14 protein-coding genes and 1 tRNA gene are annotated in these 14185 nt (G+C 59.2%); 7 read left to right on the top strand and 8 right to left on the bottom strand.

Features of this window, described 5'->3' with window-relative positions; all coding sequences use genetic code 11:
* On the top strand, positions 1-282 hold a 282-nt coding region (locus tag ABIZ35_RS20095), incomplete at its 5' end, for a hypothetical protein (RefSeq protein ID WP_348221706.1).
* Positions 283-285: 3 nt separating this feature from the next.
* On the opposite strand, the gene ABIZ35_RS20090 is transcribed toward ABIZ35_RS20095, so the two are convergent.
* The gene (locus tag ABIZ35_RS20090; RefSeq protein WP_348221705.1) at positions 286-417 is read right to left on the bottom strand and encodes a hypothetical protein; all 132 of its coding nucleotides are present in this window, start codon (positions 415-417) and stop codon (positions 286-288) included.
* A 185-nt stretch (positions 418-602) separates the two neighbouring features.
* Here ABIZ35_RS20090 and ABIZ35_RS20085 point away from each other — a divergent pair, with 185 nt between their 5' ends.
* Both ABIZ35_RS20085 and rnhA read left to right on the top strand, forming a co-directional pair.
* Positions 603-1976, top strand: a complete 1374-nt coding sequence (locus ABIZ35_RS20085) for a DUF3644 domain-containing protein (protein ID WP_348221704.1) — start codon at positions 603-605, stop codon at positions 1974-1976.
* Positions 1977-2241: 265 nt separating this feature from the next.
* Positions 2242-2742, top strand: coding sequence for a ribonuclease HI (gene rnhA / locus ABIZ35_RS20080; protein ID WP_348221703.1), 501 nt, complete (start codon positions 2242-2244; stop codon positions 2740-2742).
* A 10-nt stretch (positions 2743-2752) separates the two neighbouring features.
* Here the strand turns inward: rnhA and ABIZ35_RS20075 are convergent, their stop codons facing one another.
* A complete protein-coding gene (locus tag ABIZ35_RS20075; protein WP_348221702.1) occupies positions 2753-2977 on the bottom strand; it encodes a hypothetical protein in 225 nt (74 codons plus the stop codon).
* 184 nt (positions 2978-3161) lie between these two features.
* Here ABIZ35_RS20075 and ABIZ35_RS20070 point away from each other — a divergent pair, with 184 nt between their 5' ends.
* Positions 3162-3941: a ThuA domain-containing protein gene (locus tag ABIZ35_RS20070; RefSeq protein ID WP_348221701.1), complete on the top strand. Its 780-nt coding sequence runs from the start codon at positions 3162-3164 to the stop codon at positions 3939-3941.
* 2 nt (positions 3942-3943) lie between these two features.
* Here the strand turns inward: ABIZ35_RS20070 and ABIZ35_RS20065 are convergent, their stop codons facing one another.
* The 3 genes from ABIZ35_RS20065 to ABIZ35_RS20055 form a co-directional block, all read right to left on the bottom strand.
* Positions 3944-4936 (bottom strand): inorganic phosphate transporter, encoded by a 993-nt coding sequence (locus ABIZ35_RS20065; RefSeq protein WP_348221700.1) that lies wholly within the window; start codon positions 4934-4936, stop codon positions 3944-3946.
* 26 nt (positions 4937-4962) lie between these two features.
* On the bottom strand, positions 4963-5583 hold the full coding sequence (locus tag ABIZ35_RS20060; RefSeq protein WP_348221699.1) for a DUF47 family protein: 621 nt from the start codon (positions 5581-5583) through the stop codon (positions 4963-4965).
* Positions 5584-5703: 120 nt separating this feature from the next.
* Positions 5704-7161, bottom strand: a complete 1458-nt coding sequence (locus ABIZ35_RS20055) for an ankyrin repeat domain-containing protein (RefSeq protein ID WP_348221698.1) — start codon at positions 7159-7161, stop codon at positions 5704-5706.
* A gap of 253 nt (positions 7162-7414) precedes the next feature.
* On the opposite strand from ABIZ35_RS20055, the gene ABIZ35_RS20050 reads away from it, so the two are divergent.
* Positions 7415-7508 (top strand) — tRNA-Ser (locus ABIZ35_RS20050).
* Positions 7509-7777: 269 nt separating this feature from the next.
* Here the strand turns inward: ABIZ35_RS20050 and ABIZ35_RS20045 are convergent.
* On the bottom strand, positions 7778-9922 hold the full coding sequence (locus ABIZ35_RS20045) for a hypothetical protein (protein ID WP_348221697.1): 2145 nt from the start codon (positions 9920-9922) through the stop codon (positions 7778-7780).
* Between the two features lie 173 nt (positions 9923-10095).
* Between ABIZ35_RS20045 and ABIZ35_RS20040 the strand changes: the two genes are divergently transcribed.
* Both ABIZ35_RS20040 and ABIZ35_RS20035 read left to right on the top strand, forming a co-directional pair.
* Positions 10096-10572 (top strand): hypothetical protein, encoded by a 477-nt coding sequence (locus ABIZ35_RS20040; protein WP_348221696.1) that lies wholly within the window; start codon positions 10096-10098, stop codon positions 10570-10572.
* A gap of 1 nt (position 10573) precedes the next feature.
* On the top strand, positions 10574-10903 hold the full coding sequence (locus ABIZ35_RS20035) for a hypothetical protein (RefSeq protein WP_348221695.1): 330 nt from the start codon (positions 10574-10576) through the stop codon (positions 10901-10903).
* 34 nt (positions 10904-10937) lie between these two features.
* On the opposite strand, the gene ABIZ35_RS20030 is transcribed toward ABIZ35_RS20035, so the two are convergent.
* Positions 10938-11771, bottom strand: coding sequence for a hypothetical protein (locus ABIZ35_RS20030; protein WP_348221694.1), 834 nt, complete (start codon positions 11769-11771; stop codon positions 10938-10940).
* Between the two features lie 55 nt (positions 11772-11826).
* Positions 11827-14185, bottom strand: a 2359-nt coding sequence (locus tag ABIZ35_RS20025; RefSeq protein ID WP_348221693.1) for a glutamine amidotransferase, incomplete at its 5' end; no start/stop codon positions are given.

The raw sequence follows: 14185 nt of genomic DNA, 5'->3' as shown, positions 1-14185 counted from the left end.
CACTTTGTCGAAGAACTCCAAGTCTTTTATCACGACTTGTCCAATGAGCCGCAGTTGAAGTGTGGCGTCGGCGACAACATCTATTTTGACCTCAAGTTTTCGAAATTTGATCGACTAGGCGCAGTCTTGATGGATTGCGCGATCCGAGCGCGTTCGGTCCATAATAACCTGAACTGCACGCAAATCTATCGGAAAATTCAACTGACCCGAATCGACGAGCTGCGCAGCTTCTGCCAAATCATTCTCACACACGACGAGCCCTTAGAGATAACGGGCTTGTAAAGTCTAACCCATTCGCTTCGTCAGCGCATTCGTCTCGCCCGACCTGACGCCGGCAAAGATCAGCAGCGGCCCGGTTTCATGCAGCACCGCTTGGGTTTGAAACTCGTTCAGGCCTTCGATGAGTGGGGAGCCCATGGAATTATTATATTGCCTACGGAGCATTTGTTCTACGTGGCCGCACTGAGGTTGCGTGACAGGTCGGTTGGTGGTAGTATATTGTTGATACTATCAAACATACAGTCGCTTGGTGTACATATTTTTGCTCGGTGAGTTTTGATGTGCCTAAATTGGCTTATCAGATTATAACGTAAGGATCAGCAATGAGACAACGTCCGTCCGGTTCTCCCCAAATCAAAAAGGCATACGAGTTTCTCAAGCGGATGCAAGAGGAAGGTAGAGCGTTTACTCGCGAGGAACTTCAGGATGCATCGCAGTGGAAAGCGACAAATACTAAGTCCAATCTTAGCAAAAAATTGACATCCGTCGTTGAACGAGATGGCGATTCTTATCGTGCAGTGAACTTGGATATTACGGATGAAGCAACATTTGCTCGTATGTGCTCCCAAAATTCATCGTATGCAGACGACCCGTTCCGTCCACGATTTTCTGAGCATACTGAGAGATTGATTGCGAAGTCACGGGATGCCGCGCTCGCTGCTGTACAGGCATATAACAATCCTATAGCTACTTTCAGAACAGAAACGTACATAGTACTTATGGTAATTTCATTCACTGCAGCGTTTCATGCTATATTTGAACGTGATCGAGTAGATTACCGCGAGTACAAGCTCGACGGATCTGTGCGTAAGGTTGGTGTTTATGATGCATTGATAGATGCTTCAGAAGGCTTTATAAAATTTAGAGATTTATATAGTTCGAAATATACGCGATTAAATCTTGAAGCTGCAAGGCAAAATCTCAATTGGATTATGAATGCAAGGCACGTAATTGAACACCGAGGATCGCAAGATGTAGATGACCTTATGGGTTCGGAGTGTCAATCACTATTGTTAAATTATGAAGAGATTCTTGTTACTGAATTTGGTGCGTATTATGCAATCAATTGTTCGCTTTGCTTTCCGCTTCTGTTATCGTCACGGCGATCCCCGAAGATGCTTGAGGCAATTCGAAGGCGTCAAGGTTCCGATTATGAGCTTGTCAAAAATCGTCTTATTAGTCTACGCAACGAATTGCCCGACAGTGTTGTGAGTGATCCTGCATTTCGGTTTCCGATATTTCTTATTCCTGTGATTGGAAGAAATCGACGAACAGCAGACAAAACTGTAGAAGTCTTTGATCCTGAAGGATGTACTGCTGAAGAATTGGCTGAAATAGATCAGCATATAATTGCGCTTAGAAATAAAACTAGCACTGTAATAGTCGATCCGAGTGAATATTGCAAACTGTGGTTGGCGAAAGTAGTGGAAGCAATTCTTGCCATCACAGGAGAATTTGTTCCAAGTGGCGACACAAATATACGCATGACCGATGCTTTGATAAAGGATGTTGTTGTAGCCCATAATGTGCATCTTCGTAATAAAATGTACTACAAGCCTTTGCCTGGCTTCCGCCCACAGTACGGACAGGCATTTGTGGATTGGGTAATTGATGAGTATACTGCCAATAAGCAGTTTTTCCACAATGCGCGTGAGGCACGGAGAGCAAAATTGAAACTTAATCTGCCTCCTGAGTGATACTGTATGCGCCAGAGGCGCCCAAAGCCAAGGTGCTGCGCGGGATGGGCGCGTTCAAAGGAATGACCAGTGGGTCCGACGAGTTCGCGAAGGAAAAGCGTGCGGAAGTCGAACGAGAAGAACAGGATTGGTGAATACGTTCTGGAGTGTCCGAAGGGACACATCGTGCTTTTCTAGCCGCGATTTTAATCGCCGGGCGCTCTGATATCCGTCAGGCGTCAATCTTGGAGCCGTGACGTTCCCTGCACGGGGTATCATAATCCCCGTGAATACATCATCAACCGAACAAAAGCATATCGAGATTTTTACGGACGGCGCGTGCACGGGCAACCCGGGGCCGGGGGGCTATGGCGTGATCGTCACGCAGGACGGCGAGTCGACGGAGCTGTCGGGCGGCTTCCGGCGGACGACGAACAATCGCATGGAGCTGATCGCGGCCATTGTGGGCCTTCAGGCATTAGAGAGCCCGAGCAAGGTCACGCTTTATACGGACTCGCAGTATCTGGCGAACGGAATCAGCAAAGGGTGGGCGAAGAAGTGGCGATCCAATAATTGGATGCGCACGCCCAAGGACCCGGCGATCAATCCCGACCTGTGGGCAACGCTGCTCGATCTGTGCGACCGCCATCAAGTGACGTTCCAGTGGGTGCGCGGCCACGCCGGGCATACCGAAAACGAGCGCTGCGACCGGCTATCCGTCGCGGCCGCAGGAGGTCGGGACCTTCCCCCCGACCACGTTTACGAGAAGCAGCCCGCGAAGCGGTAATGGACGGATGCTACGGCGCCGAGAGCTTGTCGAGCATTCGCTTTGCTTCCTTGGCGCCCAGCGGCGTATCGTCCGCCGGGCTTTTTGGCGTGTAATAGAAGTAGTATGTGTCGAAGCTCCAGCGCCGCCGGGCTTGGCGTCGGAAACCGATTGTATCGTTCCTAACGGCCGCCCGATGAGCCATCGCCGCCAGCAGCTCCCCCAAATCCCCCTCCTCCGCCCCCACCTTCTCCACTCCCGCCGCCGCCTTGGGCGTAGCTGACGATGGGCAGGAGAAGAGCGAGCAATATGTACGGGAGTGAGTGATGAAGTTTCATGGCGAATCCCTGCACGTCTGCTATACTACTCACGAACGATAAAATATGATACCGTAATTTTTACAGGCAAGCAAAGGCTGTGATCGCGAAAGGAAACGTACAATGGTGTGGAAGCGTGGCATTGGTCTAATTGTGCTGATGATGATGTGGGCGACCCTGGCGCAGGCGGCGCCGTCGAAGCGAGTGCTGGTGGTGACTGTGACCCATGGGTTTCGGCATGATGTGATCCCCACGGCGGAGCGTATTCTGGGAGAAATCGGAGTGCGCGACGGCGAGTTTCAAATCGATTACGCGCGCACAGATGAAGAGGTGGCGGTCAAGACGACGGCCGTCGCGCTGCGCGCTTACGACGCCGTGATCTTCGCGGAAACCACCGGGGACCTGCCGCTTCCAGACCGTCAGGCGTTTCTCGACTGGATCCGCGAGGGCCATGGGTTTGTCGGCATCCACAGCGCGGCGGATACCTTCCATGGATTTACGCCATATCTGCAAATGCTCGGCGGCGAGTTCAAGCAGCACGGCGATCAGGTTCGGGTGCAGTGCCACGTGGCCGACCAGAAATTTCCGGCGACGGTGGGGATGGGAATCCTGCGGGAAGTGCCGCTGGAGGAGATCTATCAATTCCAGAACTTCGAAGCCAGCCAGGTCCATCTGCTGCTTTATTTAGACAAGCACCCAAATGACGGAACGCCTGGTCTGTACCCGATCGCCTGGAACCGCAGTTACGGCAAGGGCCGCGTGTTCTACACGGCCCTCGGCCATCGGGAGGATATCTGGAGCGCCGCCTGGTATCAGAACCATCTGCAGGGCGGCATCCGGTGGGCGCTCGGCCTGGCGAAAGGAGACGCCAAGCCGCGCCCGCTGCCTGTGATCGCGAAGTAGCATCAGAGACGCTTGAGCATCAGCGCCATCAGACCGCCGACGAGACCCGCGCCGGGAATGGTGAACACCCATGCCAGTACGATATTGGTGGCCGTTCCCCAGCGTACGCTGCGCGCGCGCCGCGTGGCGCCGACGCCTAAGATCGACGAAGCGATCACATGCGTGGTCGAAATCGGAATGCCCAGGTGCGTTGCGACCATGATGACCGCAGCCGCCGCCGTTTCGGCCGCGAAGCCGTGCGCGGGCGTCAGATCCACCAGCTTGCTGCCCATCGTCTTGATGATCCGCCAGCCGCCCAGCGCCGTACCGGCCGCCATTGCCGCCGCGGAGGCCAGAATGACCCACTTAGGGATGGCGGCGTCGTGATTCAGCATATTGGCGCTGATCAGCGCCAGGGTCACCACGCCCATCGTCTTCTGCGCGTCGTTCGACCCATGAGAAAAGGCCATGAACGCGGCGGAAACCACTTGTAGGCGCCGGAACGCGCGCATCGTGGGAGTGAATGGGCGATCCTGCACCAATCTCAGCAAAGCGCGCATCAGCAGATACGCCACACCGAAGCCGAGCAGGGGGGAGGTGACTAGTCCGATGACCGTTTTGGTGAGGCCGGACACGTGCACGGCGCTCGGTCCAAAGGCGAAGATCGCCGCTCCCATGAGGCCGCCGATCAAGGCGTGCGAGGACGATGACGGCAGCCCCAGCCACCACGTAAATAAATTCCAGACGATCGCTCCAATGAGCGCGGCCGCTACGATCGGCAGCGTCACCAGATGCGCATCCACCAACCCCGTGCCGATAAACTTCGCCACTTCCGTGTTCACGATAGCCCCGACGAAGTTGAGAATGGCGGCCATCGCCACGGCTTTGCCCATAGAGAGGGCGCGGGTGGTGACGGTGGTCGCGATAGCGTTCGCGGCGTCGTGAACGCCGTTCGAGAAGTCAAAACCAAGGGCCAGGACGACGATGATCCCGATCCATAAATGCGTATGGTCCAAACAGAAATCCTTTGTGCGCGCGAAGACTAGCTGTTCTTGACGGCGATGGTTTGGAGAACGTCGGCAACGTCCTCGCAGCGGTCCAGCGCCGTCTCCAGGTGGTCGTACACCTCGCGCCATTTCAAGATGGTCACGGCGTCGTGACCCTCGCTGAACAGCGCCCGCAGCGCCTGCCGGTTGATGGAATCGCCCTGGTTCTCCAGCGCGTTGATCACGACGCACGGGTCGAGAATGCCCCGGATATCCCCGAAGTTGCGCAGACCGGTCACACCCTGCCGAATCTGCTGCGCGGCGTTCACGATCAGCGTCGCGATCTCCAGGCTGCGCGGAACGGCGTTGGGGATGCTGTACAGGATCATCCGATCCACGGCGGATTCGGTGTAGTCCAGCACATCGTCCATGACATGCGTGAGCGCCAGAACATCCTCGCGGTCCAGCGGGGTGACGAAGGTCTTGTTGAGCCGATCCATCGCTTCATGCACGATCTGGTCAGCTTCGTTCTCCAAGACACGCAGCCGGGACGCGGCGTCCTCCAGGCGGCTGTAGTCCTGAAGCGTATCCTCTAATACCTCGGCTGCGAGGACGACTTTCTCGGCGAGACGGTCGAACAGGTCGAAGAATTTCTCTTCGCGCGGCAGTAAACGCATGCAAAATCGCCTTTCTTGAGTCCGCGCCTCACTGGGCGGAATCTCAAGCTCTTAACATTCTCTTAACATTTTACTCGAAGATCGCTTGAACTTCCGCCGTCAGCGCCATTCCTTTCGCGACTAAATTGCTCCCGCCGCCCTTAAAATCTCCGCAGCCTCGGTATGTCCGCGCGCCAAAGCCGCCTTCCGCGCTGTTTGCCCATGCGGACTTGCGCTGTTAGGATCGCCTCCCTCAGAGAGCAATTCGCGGAGCTCATGAACGAATCCGAGCTTCGCGGCGGCGTAAACGTCGCCCGCCGGCGCGCCATATTCCAGCAGCAGATCGACGGATCCATGACATTCATAATCGCCAAATGGGAAGCGGGCGGCGTACCCCAGCACGGTCACATCCAAAATCTGCTCGGGACGGTCGTAAGCCGACGGGACCCGGGCGCGCAGGGTAAGGTCCGCGTCCCGCTCAATCAAAAGCCGGGCTGTGTCCAGCGCGAAATCCCGGAACTGCGTCACCGCGTGAAAGAGCGGCGTCTGCCCGCCGACCCCGTGTTCGTCGATAAGCGCCCGCGCGTTGACGTCTGCCCCCAGATCCAGCAGCAGGCGCGCCGCCTCTATCTCTCCATACTCGGCGGCGACATGCAGCAGCGTCGCTCCCTTCAGTCCGAGCAGGCGAGCCCCAGTGCCGCCGTAATTGAGTTCCGGAAATCGGCGATGGAGGAGGGTGGGGTCCGATTCAATTGCCTGCGCCAGCAGATCGAGGCGACCGCGATGGATGGTGATTGCCGGCCAGTGGCTATATTGGCTTTGACAGCCGGCGTCGATGAGAATATTCACGCATTCGCTTTGCCGAGCGTGCCGGGAATAAGTCGCGATGGCCATATCGAGAGGCAGGCCGTCATTCGGCGTCTCGGAATACTGTGGATTGGGATCGGCGCCATGATCGAGAAGCCACTGGAGCGCCGCAGGCGCCACGGCTTCGCAAGGCGCCAGAATGATGGGATATCGGCCATCCCAGCGGGCGTTGACATCCGCGCCATGAGCGACGAGTAAGTCCATCATGGGAATCCTTGTGTCGCGCAGAGCGGCCCGCATCAGCGGCGCATCGCCGTGCTCATGGACATCAGCTCCGGCCTCAATGAGAAAACGAACGATTTGCAGACGTTCCGCGCTCGGCGCCTCCTCCGAGGTCCGGCATTCGGCGGCCCACGTCAGCGGCCCTGCGCCGTTGTATCCCATGGCGGTTTGGAGAAGCGAGGGGCTTGCCACGATCATCCGTTTGACCGACGCGACATCGTCGGCGTCGATCGCCGCCTTAAGCTTCCCGGCGAGGGTGAGACCATCGACATGCTTCTTAAGCTTCGGCCAGCTGGCGAAGCCGTATTCCCGCGCGATGGTGAGCTGTGCGTCGATCAGCGTGAATTTCGTGGGAGGGAGATCGGACGGCGAGAGAGTGGTGAAGTGAGGATGATGTTCACGGATCCGTTGGAGGGCGTCCGGATCGTTGGCTTGATAGGCGAGACGCAGGTCTTTCGCCTGTTTCTTGATCTGCGCGATATTGGGAGCGTTGGCGAGCGGCTTGGTCATGGAGACCTCCTTTCATACGCGCCTGGCGTCCGCTGATTCAGGCAGAAAGAAGGTGGTTCGAAATGGTAAACTTACGGACAGATGGGCGCAGCCCTTTCCGCGGACACGGGCGCGAACTGACTCGCGCGTGAACACAGTATATCACCAATTCTCGCGTTTGAATCCGATTTGTCCCATCTTTTGCCGGCAATCTCTTGCATTTTCCGAAACCGTGTGCTAGAATATCTCTGCGGAACCCAACTTCCTCTTTTGAGGAGTCTTACCCAAGTTGGCTGAAGGGGCGGGTTTGCTAAACCTGTAGGGGGGCGCAAGCTCCCGCGAGAGTTCGAATCTCTCAGACTCCGCCAGAAAATCAAAAGGCATCCTAGTTTTCTAGGATGCCTTTTTTCTTGAGTCGTTAGTCTATATTGATGCGCGATCTGGCGCTGGCGGTTGAAACCGCGCCTTCAAGTGCGCAGAAACCCACCTACGTGGGTTACACATTCCATCACGCGACCGCCGAACACAATGTGTATTTTGGACAGTACCGTTGAGGATGATGTAGTCCCCGCAGGGGGACTTCTGCGCACTTGAAGGCGCGGTTTCAACCGCCGGCCTTTTGCGCACGTTGTTCGCGCTAATCCACCGTCAGTTTCGCAACGAAGTTGTTTAACTCCAATTGCTTTTGGCTGCGTTCGGCGCTGAGCGTGTCGATTTCTTTTTGCAAGTTCTCTAACTGCGTCTCCTGGGTGTTCAGCTCATTCGCATAACGCTTGTAGAGCGTCGAGGCGTGGTCCAGGGCTTTCATGTTGTCGCGGATGCGGGTCTGGCCGACACTGATCGCCGCGATCTGGGCCTTGCGGCTGTCGATCTGCTGCTGGAGCGCGCCGATGGCTCGGCGGCGCGCCATGACGTCTTTGAGAGCGGCCTTGACGGCGTCGCTCGTGTGCGTGGTGGTGATGAAGTATGTGAGGTTGTCGAGCCCGGTGTCCATCAGGCCATAGGTTTCGCTGTTGAGACGCTCGCGGCGTATCGTCAGGTTTTTGGACGCGCCGGCGGGAACCGCCAGGTCGAAGCGATCTACCTGGGGCGTGTGCTCCGTGACTTCCTTCGGCTCCAGCAGTTTCCAGGCTTCGCCGGGATAAGGCTGCTCCACGACGAGGGTGCGCGCCTTGGCGCTGTGATTCTTGAAGGTGTAAACTGTCGCCTGCCGCTCTTTGTTCGTCGCGATCAGCGTGCCTTGATTGATGACGATGGACTGGATATCGCCGCTGCCGTCCCCGGGCTTGCTCTCGGCGTCCAGCGCCTGATCCACGGCATAGGAGATCAAACGCGTCTGGTTCGGCTCCGTGTCGTCGATCAATGCGTCGCCGACATAGCCGTTGGAGCCGGCGCTGTCGTCAAACACCGTGAGCGGTCCGCCCATGAGATGCAGCCCCGTCGTGTTTTTCACGCGCGCGCCAAGCAAAGGGTGATCCGTCTGGACATTGGCGTTGAAAATGCTGACTTCCTCCACATGGATCACCGACGAAAGAAACGGGATCATGGCCGACTGCTGCCGGGGAACATCCACGGGCGTTTTGACTTGATACGCGAACAGCGCCGTTCCCAGCTGCGCCCCGCTCGCTGTAATCGCTTGCTTTGCGGCGTCGGAGAACGAAAGCTCGCCCGCTGCGAATTTGGATTTCTGAGCGTCCGCGCGCCCACGGGAAGCGCCTGGGTAGCCGCCTGCGGCCCCCCCGAAACCGCCGCCCCCGCCAAAGCCGCCCGCCATCGGCGCTGTGGCAGGCGCCGGAGTTTCCTGAATGAGCAAACTGTTGTCGCCCTGAAGTCCGATAATCTTGTTCACGTCCACCGGCGCATTGATATCGCTGGCGTAAGTCTGCGGGGTGGGCGACGCCTGGACACGCGCCTGGACGACCGGGCGCGGCACGTAGAGGGGTGTGTACAAGTCTTGAATAAACGAAATGGGCCGGCCGGAGACGAGGCTGAGGTCGACGTTCTTCCAATCGTCCTGCGTCGTGTTCTGCACCATCGCCCAGCCCTGCACGATCGGCTTCGCGCCCAGCACCAATCGATAGCTGGTCTGCCACAGCGGCGCCTCAGTCAAATACCCGACGCGCACGGAGCGGCTTCCGCGCCCCTTGAAGTTCAGCGTCACGGCGCGCTTGGTCGCGCTGCGGCTCTGCGCGACGGTCATCAGGGCCTGATTGAGTTCTTCATTCAGCTTTGGGTCGGTAAGCTTTTGGGATGTGATGGACGTGAGCGGGATGGAGATTAGCCCGTCGGGAGTCAGCAAATTCAGAGTGGATTGCTGAGTCACGCCGCCGTTGTTCGGCAGCTGGACCGTTTGCGTCTCCACCCCCATAATTGTTCCTGTAACTTTTACCGGGGTTCCGTTGTCTGTATAGCTGACGGTCGCTTCCGCGCCGCGCAGACGATTGAGCAGGGTGGCGCGGCTCGGGTTGTCGCTGAGGTCGATGCTGAAGGCTTGCAGCTGACGGCCGAGCGCATCCTGGGCGGCGTAAGTCACGGGCTGGATCGTCCCGCCGCCGGAGTCCAGCATCACGAGCGATTTGAGCACATCGTTGATCTGTCCGGTGGGGAAGAGAAGAGTTTCGGCGGCGTCGCCGCTCACCGAACCGGCGCGCTCGAAGTAGCCGACGCCGCTCGTGTAGAGGGTGACGCGCTTGATGGGAATGTCCGCCGCGGCAGTGTCGGCGGAGACGGGAAGCGCCGTGAGCGCCAGCAGCAGTGGCGCGGCAATGGAATAAGGACGCATGGTGTTCTCCTGAAAGTTGTGAGTGCGGTTATGGATAATGCCTGCACTCTATGAGACTGGGGGCGCGGGAACTCTTCAACGATTGTTCATGGAGTTTACCCAAGTGACGCATGAGAGCGCCGGATTCGCCGGAGGCAGGACTCGGCAGTGAGGGCGAGGAATAGAATCAAACGATGTTAACCGAAGCAGATCTCGATCGGATGCTCCCGCAGGTATGCGCGTGGGCGGAGTTTCAGGAGCGCCATATTCTGGCGGAAGGCGAGCCGCTGACCCCAGCTCAGCGCGAAGACGCGACCGCAATGGGCGTGGCGCATCCGGACCGCGTGCGCGTGCTGCGCGTCCCGTCCGTGCCCGTTCCCGAGCTGCCGGAACTGCGCACGGCCGCCGCGAGCCTCGGCTTCCTCCCCGGGGGCGCGGCCGGAATGGCGCTGGGCTACGGCGTCTTCCTCCAGGACAATTACTGGAGCGTGCGCGGCGTTTTGGCGCATGAGCTGGCGCACACAAGCCAGTACGAGCGGCTGGGCGGCTTCGCGCCATTCCTCCGGCAATATTTGACCGAATGCCTGGCGGTCGGATACCATCAATCCGCGCTGGAGCAGGAAGCGGTCACGAAAAGCGCGGGCGTCGGGCGGGAAGGCGTGGGAGAGTAAAATGACGCTGCACGATATTATTTTGATCGCCGTCATGGTGCTGATCGCGGTTCTGGTCCAGCGCTGGTCGGAGCCGAAGTCATCCACACAAGACGAAGCGCGGATCGCCCGTCTGGAGCGAAAGGTCGAGATGCTGCTCGCCCAGCAGCGCCGCAGCGAAGCGGCAAACGCCTCCTATCCACAGCCCGTTCCCATGGACGAAGTCCGCGCGCTCGTGCGCCAGGGCAACACCCTCGGCGCCATCCAGCTCTACCGCGAAGTCACCGGCGAAGGCCTCAAAGAATCGAAAGACGCCGTCGACGCCCTCGCCATCACCGAGCGCGTCCGGTAGCGTGATCTTAACGAAGTACGCGCTGTACTCTTAATTAGATGCCTCGTGGCCTTATAAACCAAACGATTGCATTCTTGGCGGCAACTTTCAAGTCACCCGTGTCCCGGGAGGCAGCTTTCTGGAACGCCGCTTTTGCCTCGGCAAATCGGCCCAGGTCTATCAGACCGAACCCGTAATAGTAATTCGCCAGCGGAGAATTTGGTGTTAGCTTCATGGCTTGCCGGAACTGCGCCAAATACTGATTTTTTCGTGCGGTAAAGTCTCCATGGTATCCACCCCAACTTGCTGTCAATCCTAAGCCGATATGAATGGCTGCAGCCAGAGCTGCTGGATTTGGTTTCTCCGGTGAGAACTTAGTGCGCGGTAGCATCAAATTAGCGCCGCTATTGTATGGCAGCTGTTTGTTGTATTCAGCAACTGCCTGCGCCCAGTGACCTGACTTTAGCAGCAACAGGGCATAAGGTAATTCATTGTGGGGAAAAACGCCTCCCGCATCAGAAATACGTTTGTAGACTTGAAGCGCCTTTCGGGATTTGCCCTGCGCATCCAGAGCCGCCGCCAACAATTCTTGTCCCAAACCAGATCCTATGCCTAAGGCAACGGATTGCTGAGCGCTAGTTTCCGCCTGAGCGTAGTTGCCTTCACTTAAAGCGGCTTTAGCGGCCAAATCCAAACGATAAATTTTGTCATCGCGAGCGCTCATAGCAGTCATATGCGCTTTGAGCTGCTCTGGCGTTTCGCCGTTGCGGGGTGACAGGTTAGGACCTTGTCCCCAGCCTGGGCCTGAGCGCTGAGGAGACTGCGAGTGTCCGGCAGTCGATATGCAGAGCAAAATTCCTAATATTAGGCCAGCTGTGTGCTTTTTCATGATGTTCTCTTATGCGGTTGTCACGGAACTCTGTGTTTTAAATGCGGGATTGCACTTATTCATCCTTCTCCCGCGCCCGCCTCTTCGCGTCGAGCAATCTATTTGTGTAGCCGCCGTCGCCGGTATTGGCGTCGGTGGGCGGTTTGGGCGGGGGCGGTTGGCGTAGGGAGGCGACTCGGGGGAAGGCTTCGTCGGTTTCGCGGGTGGGGGCGGCGCGGCGGTTGAGGAGGCGGTCGGTGGTGTCGCCGGGCGATTCGGGTGGCGCGGCGGTGCGGGTTTCGGCTTTGCGGTTGAGCAGGCGGGCCATTTGTGGCGCGGGGTCGCGGCGGCGGGCGCGCTCTTTTTTGACGGATTCGGCTTTGGCTTCGGCGGCTTCCACGCCCTGCACGGCGGCGTCGCGGATCTGGGAGGCGCGGAGGCCGAGGCGGCGGACGGCGACGTCGAAGAGGAAGAGAAGGGCGGCCAGGGTCAGGAGCAGAGGGGCCAGCTCCATGCGGCCGACTTCCCAGATCGGGGCGTCGCGGAAGATGCGCGTGGGGTCGGTCTGGAACCGGCCGCCGGTGGCGTCGGTGAGGCGCGTGAGCAGCGGCAGGTTGGGCGTCACCGTGCGGTACTCAGGGGAGTAGGGCACGACAAGGCCGAGGCTCTGGCTCGACGACGGCGCGTTGGGCTTGGACGGGTCCGGCGCGCGCTGGACATTCACCATGTAGGCGCCCGTTTGATCGGTGTCAAACGTCGATTCGTAGTGGCCGGGACCGGTCTGGGAGAGCTCGACGTCGCGGATCGTCTGGTCAGGCGAGACGACGCGCGCGGTGAGTTTGGCGTTGTTGACGAAGCCGCCAGAATTGAGGGCGTCTACACTGAGGCGGCCCTTGCCGTTGGCGTTCTCCACGTTTGCGGCGAAGTCGGCGTCGGTGTTCGAGCGCAGGGACCAGCGCAGGACGTGCGCCCAGAACTGCGGATAGCCCGCCCACGGAAGCCACGGCGCGGCCCAGTGCGCCTGATCGTCGCTGGTGAAGGCGAACGTGCGGCCGAGGCCATAGCGCCAGTGGGCAAACAGCGGGTCGTTGTGCTCGGGCGCGGTGAGCGGCACGATGGCGCCGGGCTTGGCGGTGGCGATATCGTAGCCGAGCAGTGGCGGGGCGCTCGCCCAGTTCAGGCTGCCGGTGATGTCGTCCGTGAAGTCCTCACGCGCCAGAAACGGCTTCTCGATGATCAGCTGCTTGCTGACGGTCTGCTGATCCTTGAGCAGCAGGCGCGGCAGATCGCTGGCCTGCTCGGCCACATACGCCTTGCCGCCGCCGACCGTCGCCAGGTCCTTCATGAACTGGATGCCGCCTGGGTCCGCGCCGCTGGCGATCGTCGAAACGGTGATCCCCATCTTGCGAATGTTCTTGACGACCAGCGCCGTGGCGTTGGTGTCCTCGGTGGCGTCGCCGTCGCCGAAGAAGATGAGGTGCTGGATCGGCGCCCCGGTGCTTTTGACCACGCCCGCCGCCGATTGGAGATACAGATCGTAGTTCGGCGGATCGTTCATCCCCGTCAGATCGCTCATCTGGTTCTTGATCGCGACCCGGTCCGTCACGTGCTGCATGGGAATGCGCCAGATGTTGTTGCAGTCGATGACGCCGAGCTGATCCTGCGGCTCCATCGCGTCCACAACGCCCTTCGCCGCCTCGATCGACCAGTTAATGCTCGTTTCTTCCTCAAGGTCCTCAATGACCAGGGCGATCGCCGCCGGCGGGATGCGCTTGCGGTCCTTCACATCCATACGGACGGGCAGCGCGGTCTCCACGGGCGTGCCTTCGTAGCCGCCCGCGCCGTAGCTTGTCACGCCGCCGATCATTCCCAGGCCCATGCCGAAGTCGCGCACCGATTCTTCCATCGCGGCCATCGCGGGGGAGCCGACTTCATCCGCAGAGACATCGGAAAGCACCACGGCGTCATAGGGCGCCAGGCCCGCCACGGTCGTGGGGGCGGCGGTGGGCGCGACAGTGTCCATCTGAATATTCTGGGCGGCCATCGCCTGCTGCAAGGTCGGAGCGATATGCCGGTCATTGGCGGCGACATAAAGGATATGCGGGCGGCCCTGGACGGTGACAAAGCCGTAGGCGTGGTTGTTCTCGGCAACAGAATCGGCGGCGGGCTCGATCTGGGCGTCGTAGCGGTGGAATCCGGGCTGATCGACCTTTTCCTGGAAGCTGAGCGCGTTCTTGCCCGCGCGCAGATGGACCTTCGTGCGCAGGACCGGCTGCCCGTCGCGCTGAAGCGCCACCGTCGCCGTCTGCGACACCGTGCTGCTGACGACGATCCGCACGGGGAACGGCGCGGCCTTGCGGACGCGCGCTGGCGTGTTGACGCCCTCCACAAGCGCCTCCGCCGCCGTTTCGCCGTTTTGGCCGAGCGCGAGCGGC

The organism is Capsulimonas sp., from assembly GCF_039929585.1.
Classification (GTDB): Bacteria; Armatimonadota; Armatimonadia; order Armatimonadales; family Capsulimonadaceae; genus Capsulimonas.
This window is presented reverse-complemented; position numbering and strand designations above follow the sequence as displayed.

What these genes read in the sequence shown, in the direction of transcription:
- ABIZ35_RS20090 (WP_348221705.1), bottom strand. Translation starts at nt 417, where the DNA reads ATGGGCTCCCCACTCATCGAAGGCCTGAACGAGTTTCAAACCCAAGCG.
- ABIZ35_RS20085 (WP_348221704.1), top strand. Translation starts at nt 603, where the DNA reads ATGAGACAACGTCCGTCCGGTTCTCCCCAAATCAAAAAGGCATACGAG.
- ABIZ35_RS20070 (WP_348221701.1), top strand. Translation starts at nt 3,162, where the DNA reads ATGGTGTGGAAGCGTGGCATTGGTCTAATTGTGCTGATGATGATGTGG.
- ABIZ35_RS20060 (WP_348221699.1), bottom strand. Translation starts at nt 5,583, where the DNA reads ATGCGTTTACTGCCGCGCGAAGAGAAATTCTTCGACCTGTTCGACCGT.
- ABIZ35_RS20055 (WP_348221698.1), bottom strand. Translation starts at nt 7,161, where the DNA reads ATGACCAAGCCGCTCGCCAACGCTCCCAATATCGCGCAGATCAAGAAA.
- ABIZ35_RS20045 (WP_348221697.1), bottom strand. Translation starts at nt 9,922, where the DNA reads ATGCGTCCTTATTCCATTGCCGCGCCACTGCTGCTGGCGCTCACGGCG.
- ABIZ35_RS20040 (WP_348221696.1), top strand. Translation starts at nt 10,096, where the DNA reads ATGTTAACCGAAGCAGATCTCGATCGGATGCTCCCGCAGGTATGCGCG.
- ABIZ35_RS20035 (WP_348221695.1), top strand. Translation starts at nt 10,574, where the DNA reads ATGACGCTGCACGATATTATTTTGATCGCCGTCATGGTGCTGATCGCG.
- ABIZ35_RS20030 (WP_348221694.1), bottom strand. Translation starts at nt 11,771, where the DNA reads ATGAAAAAGCACACAGCTGGCCTAATATTAGGAATTTTGCTCTGCATA.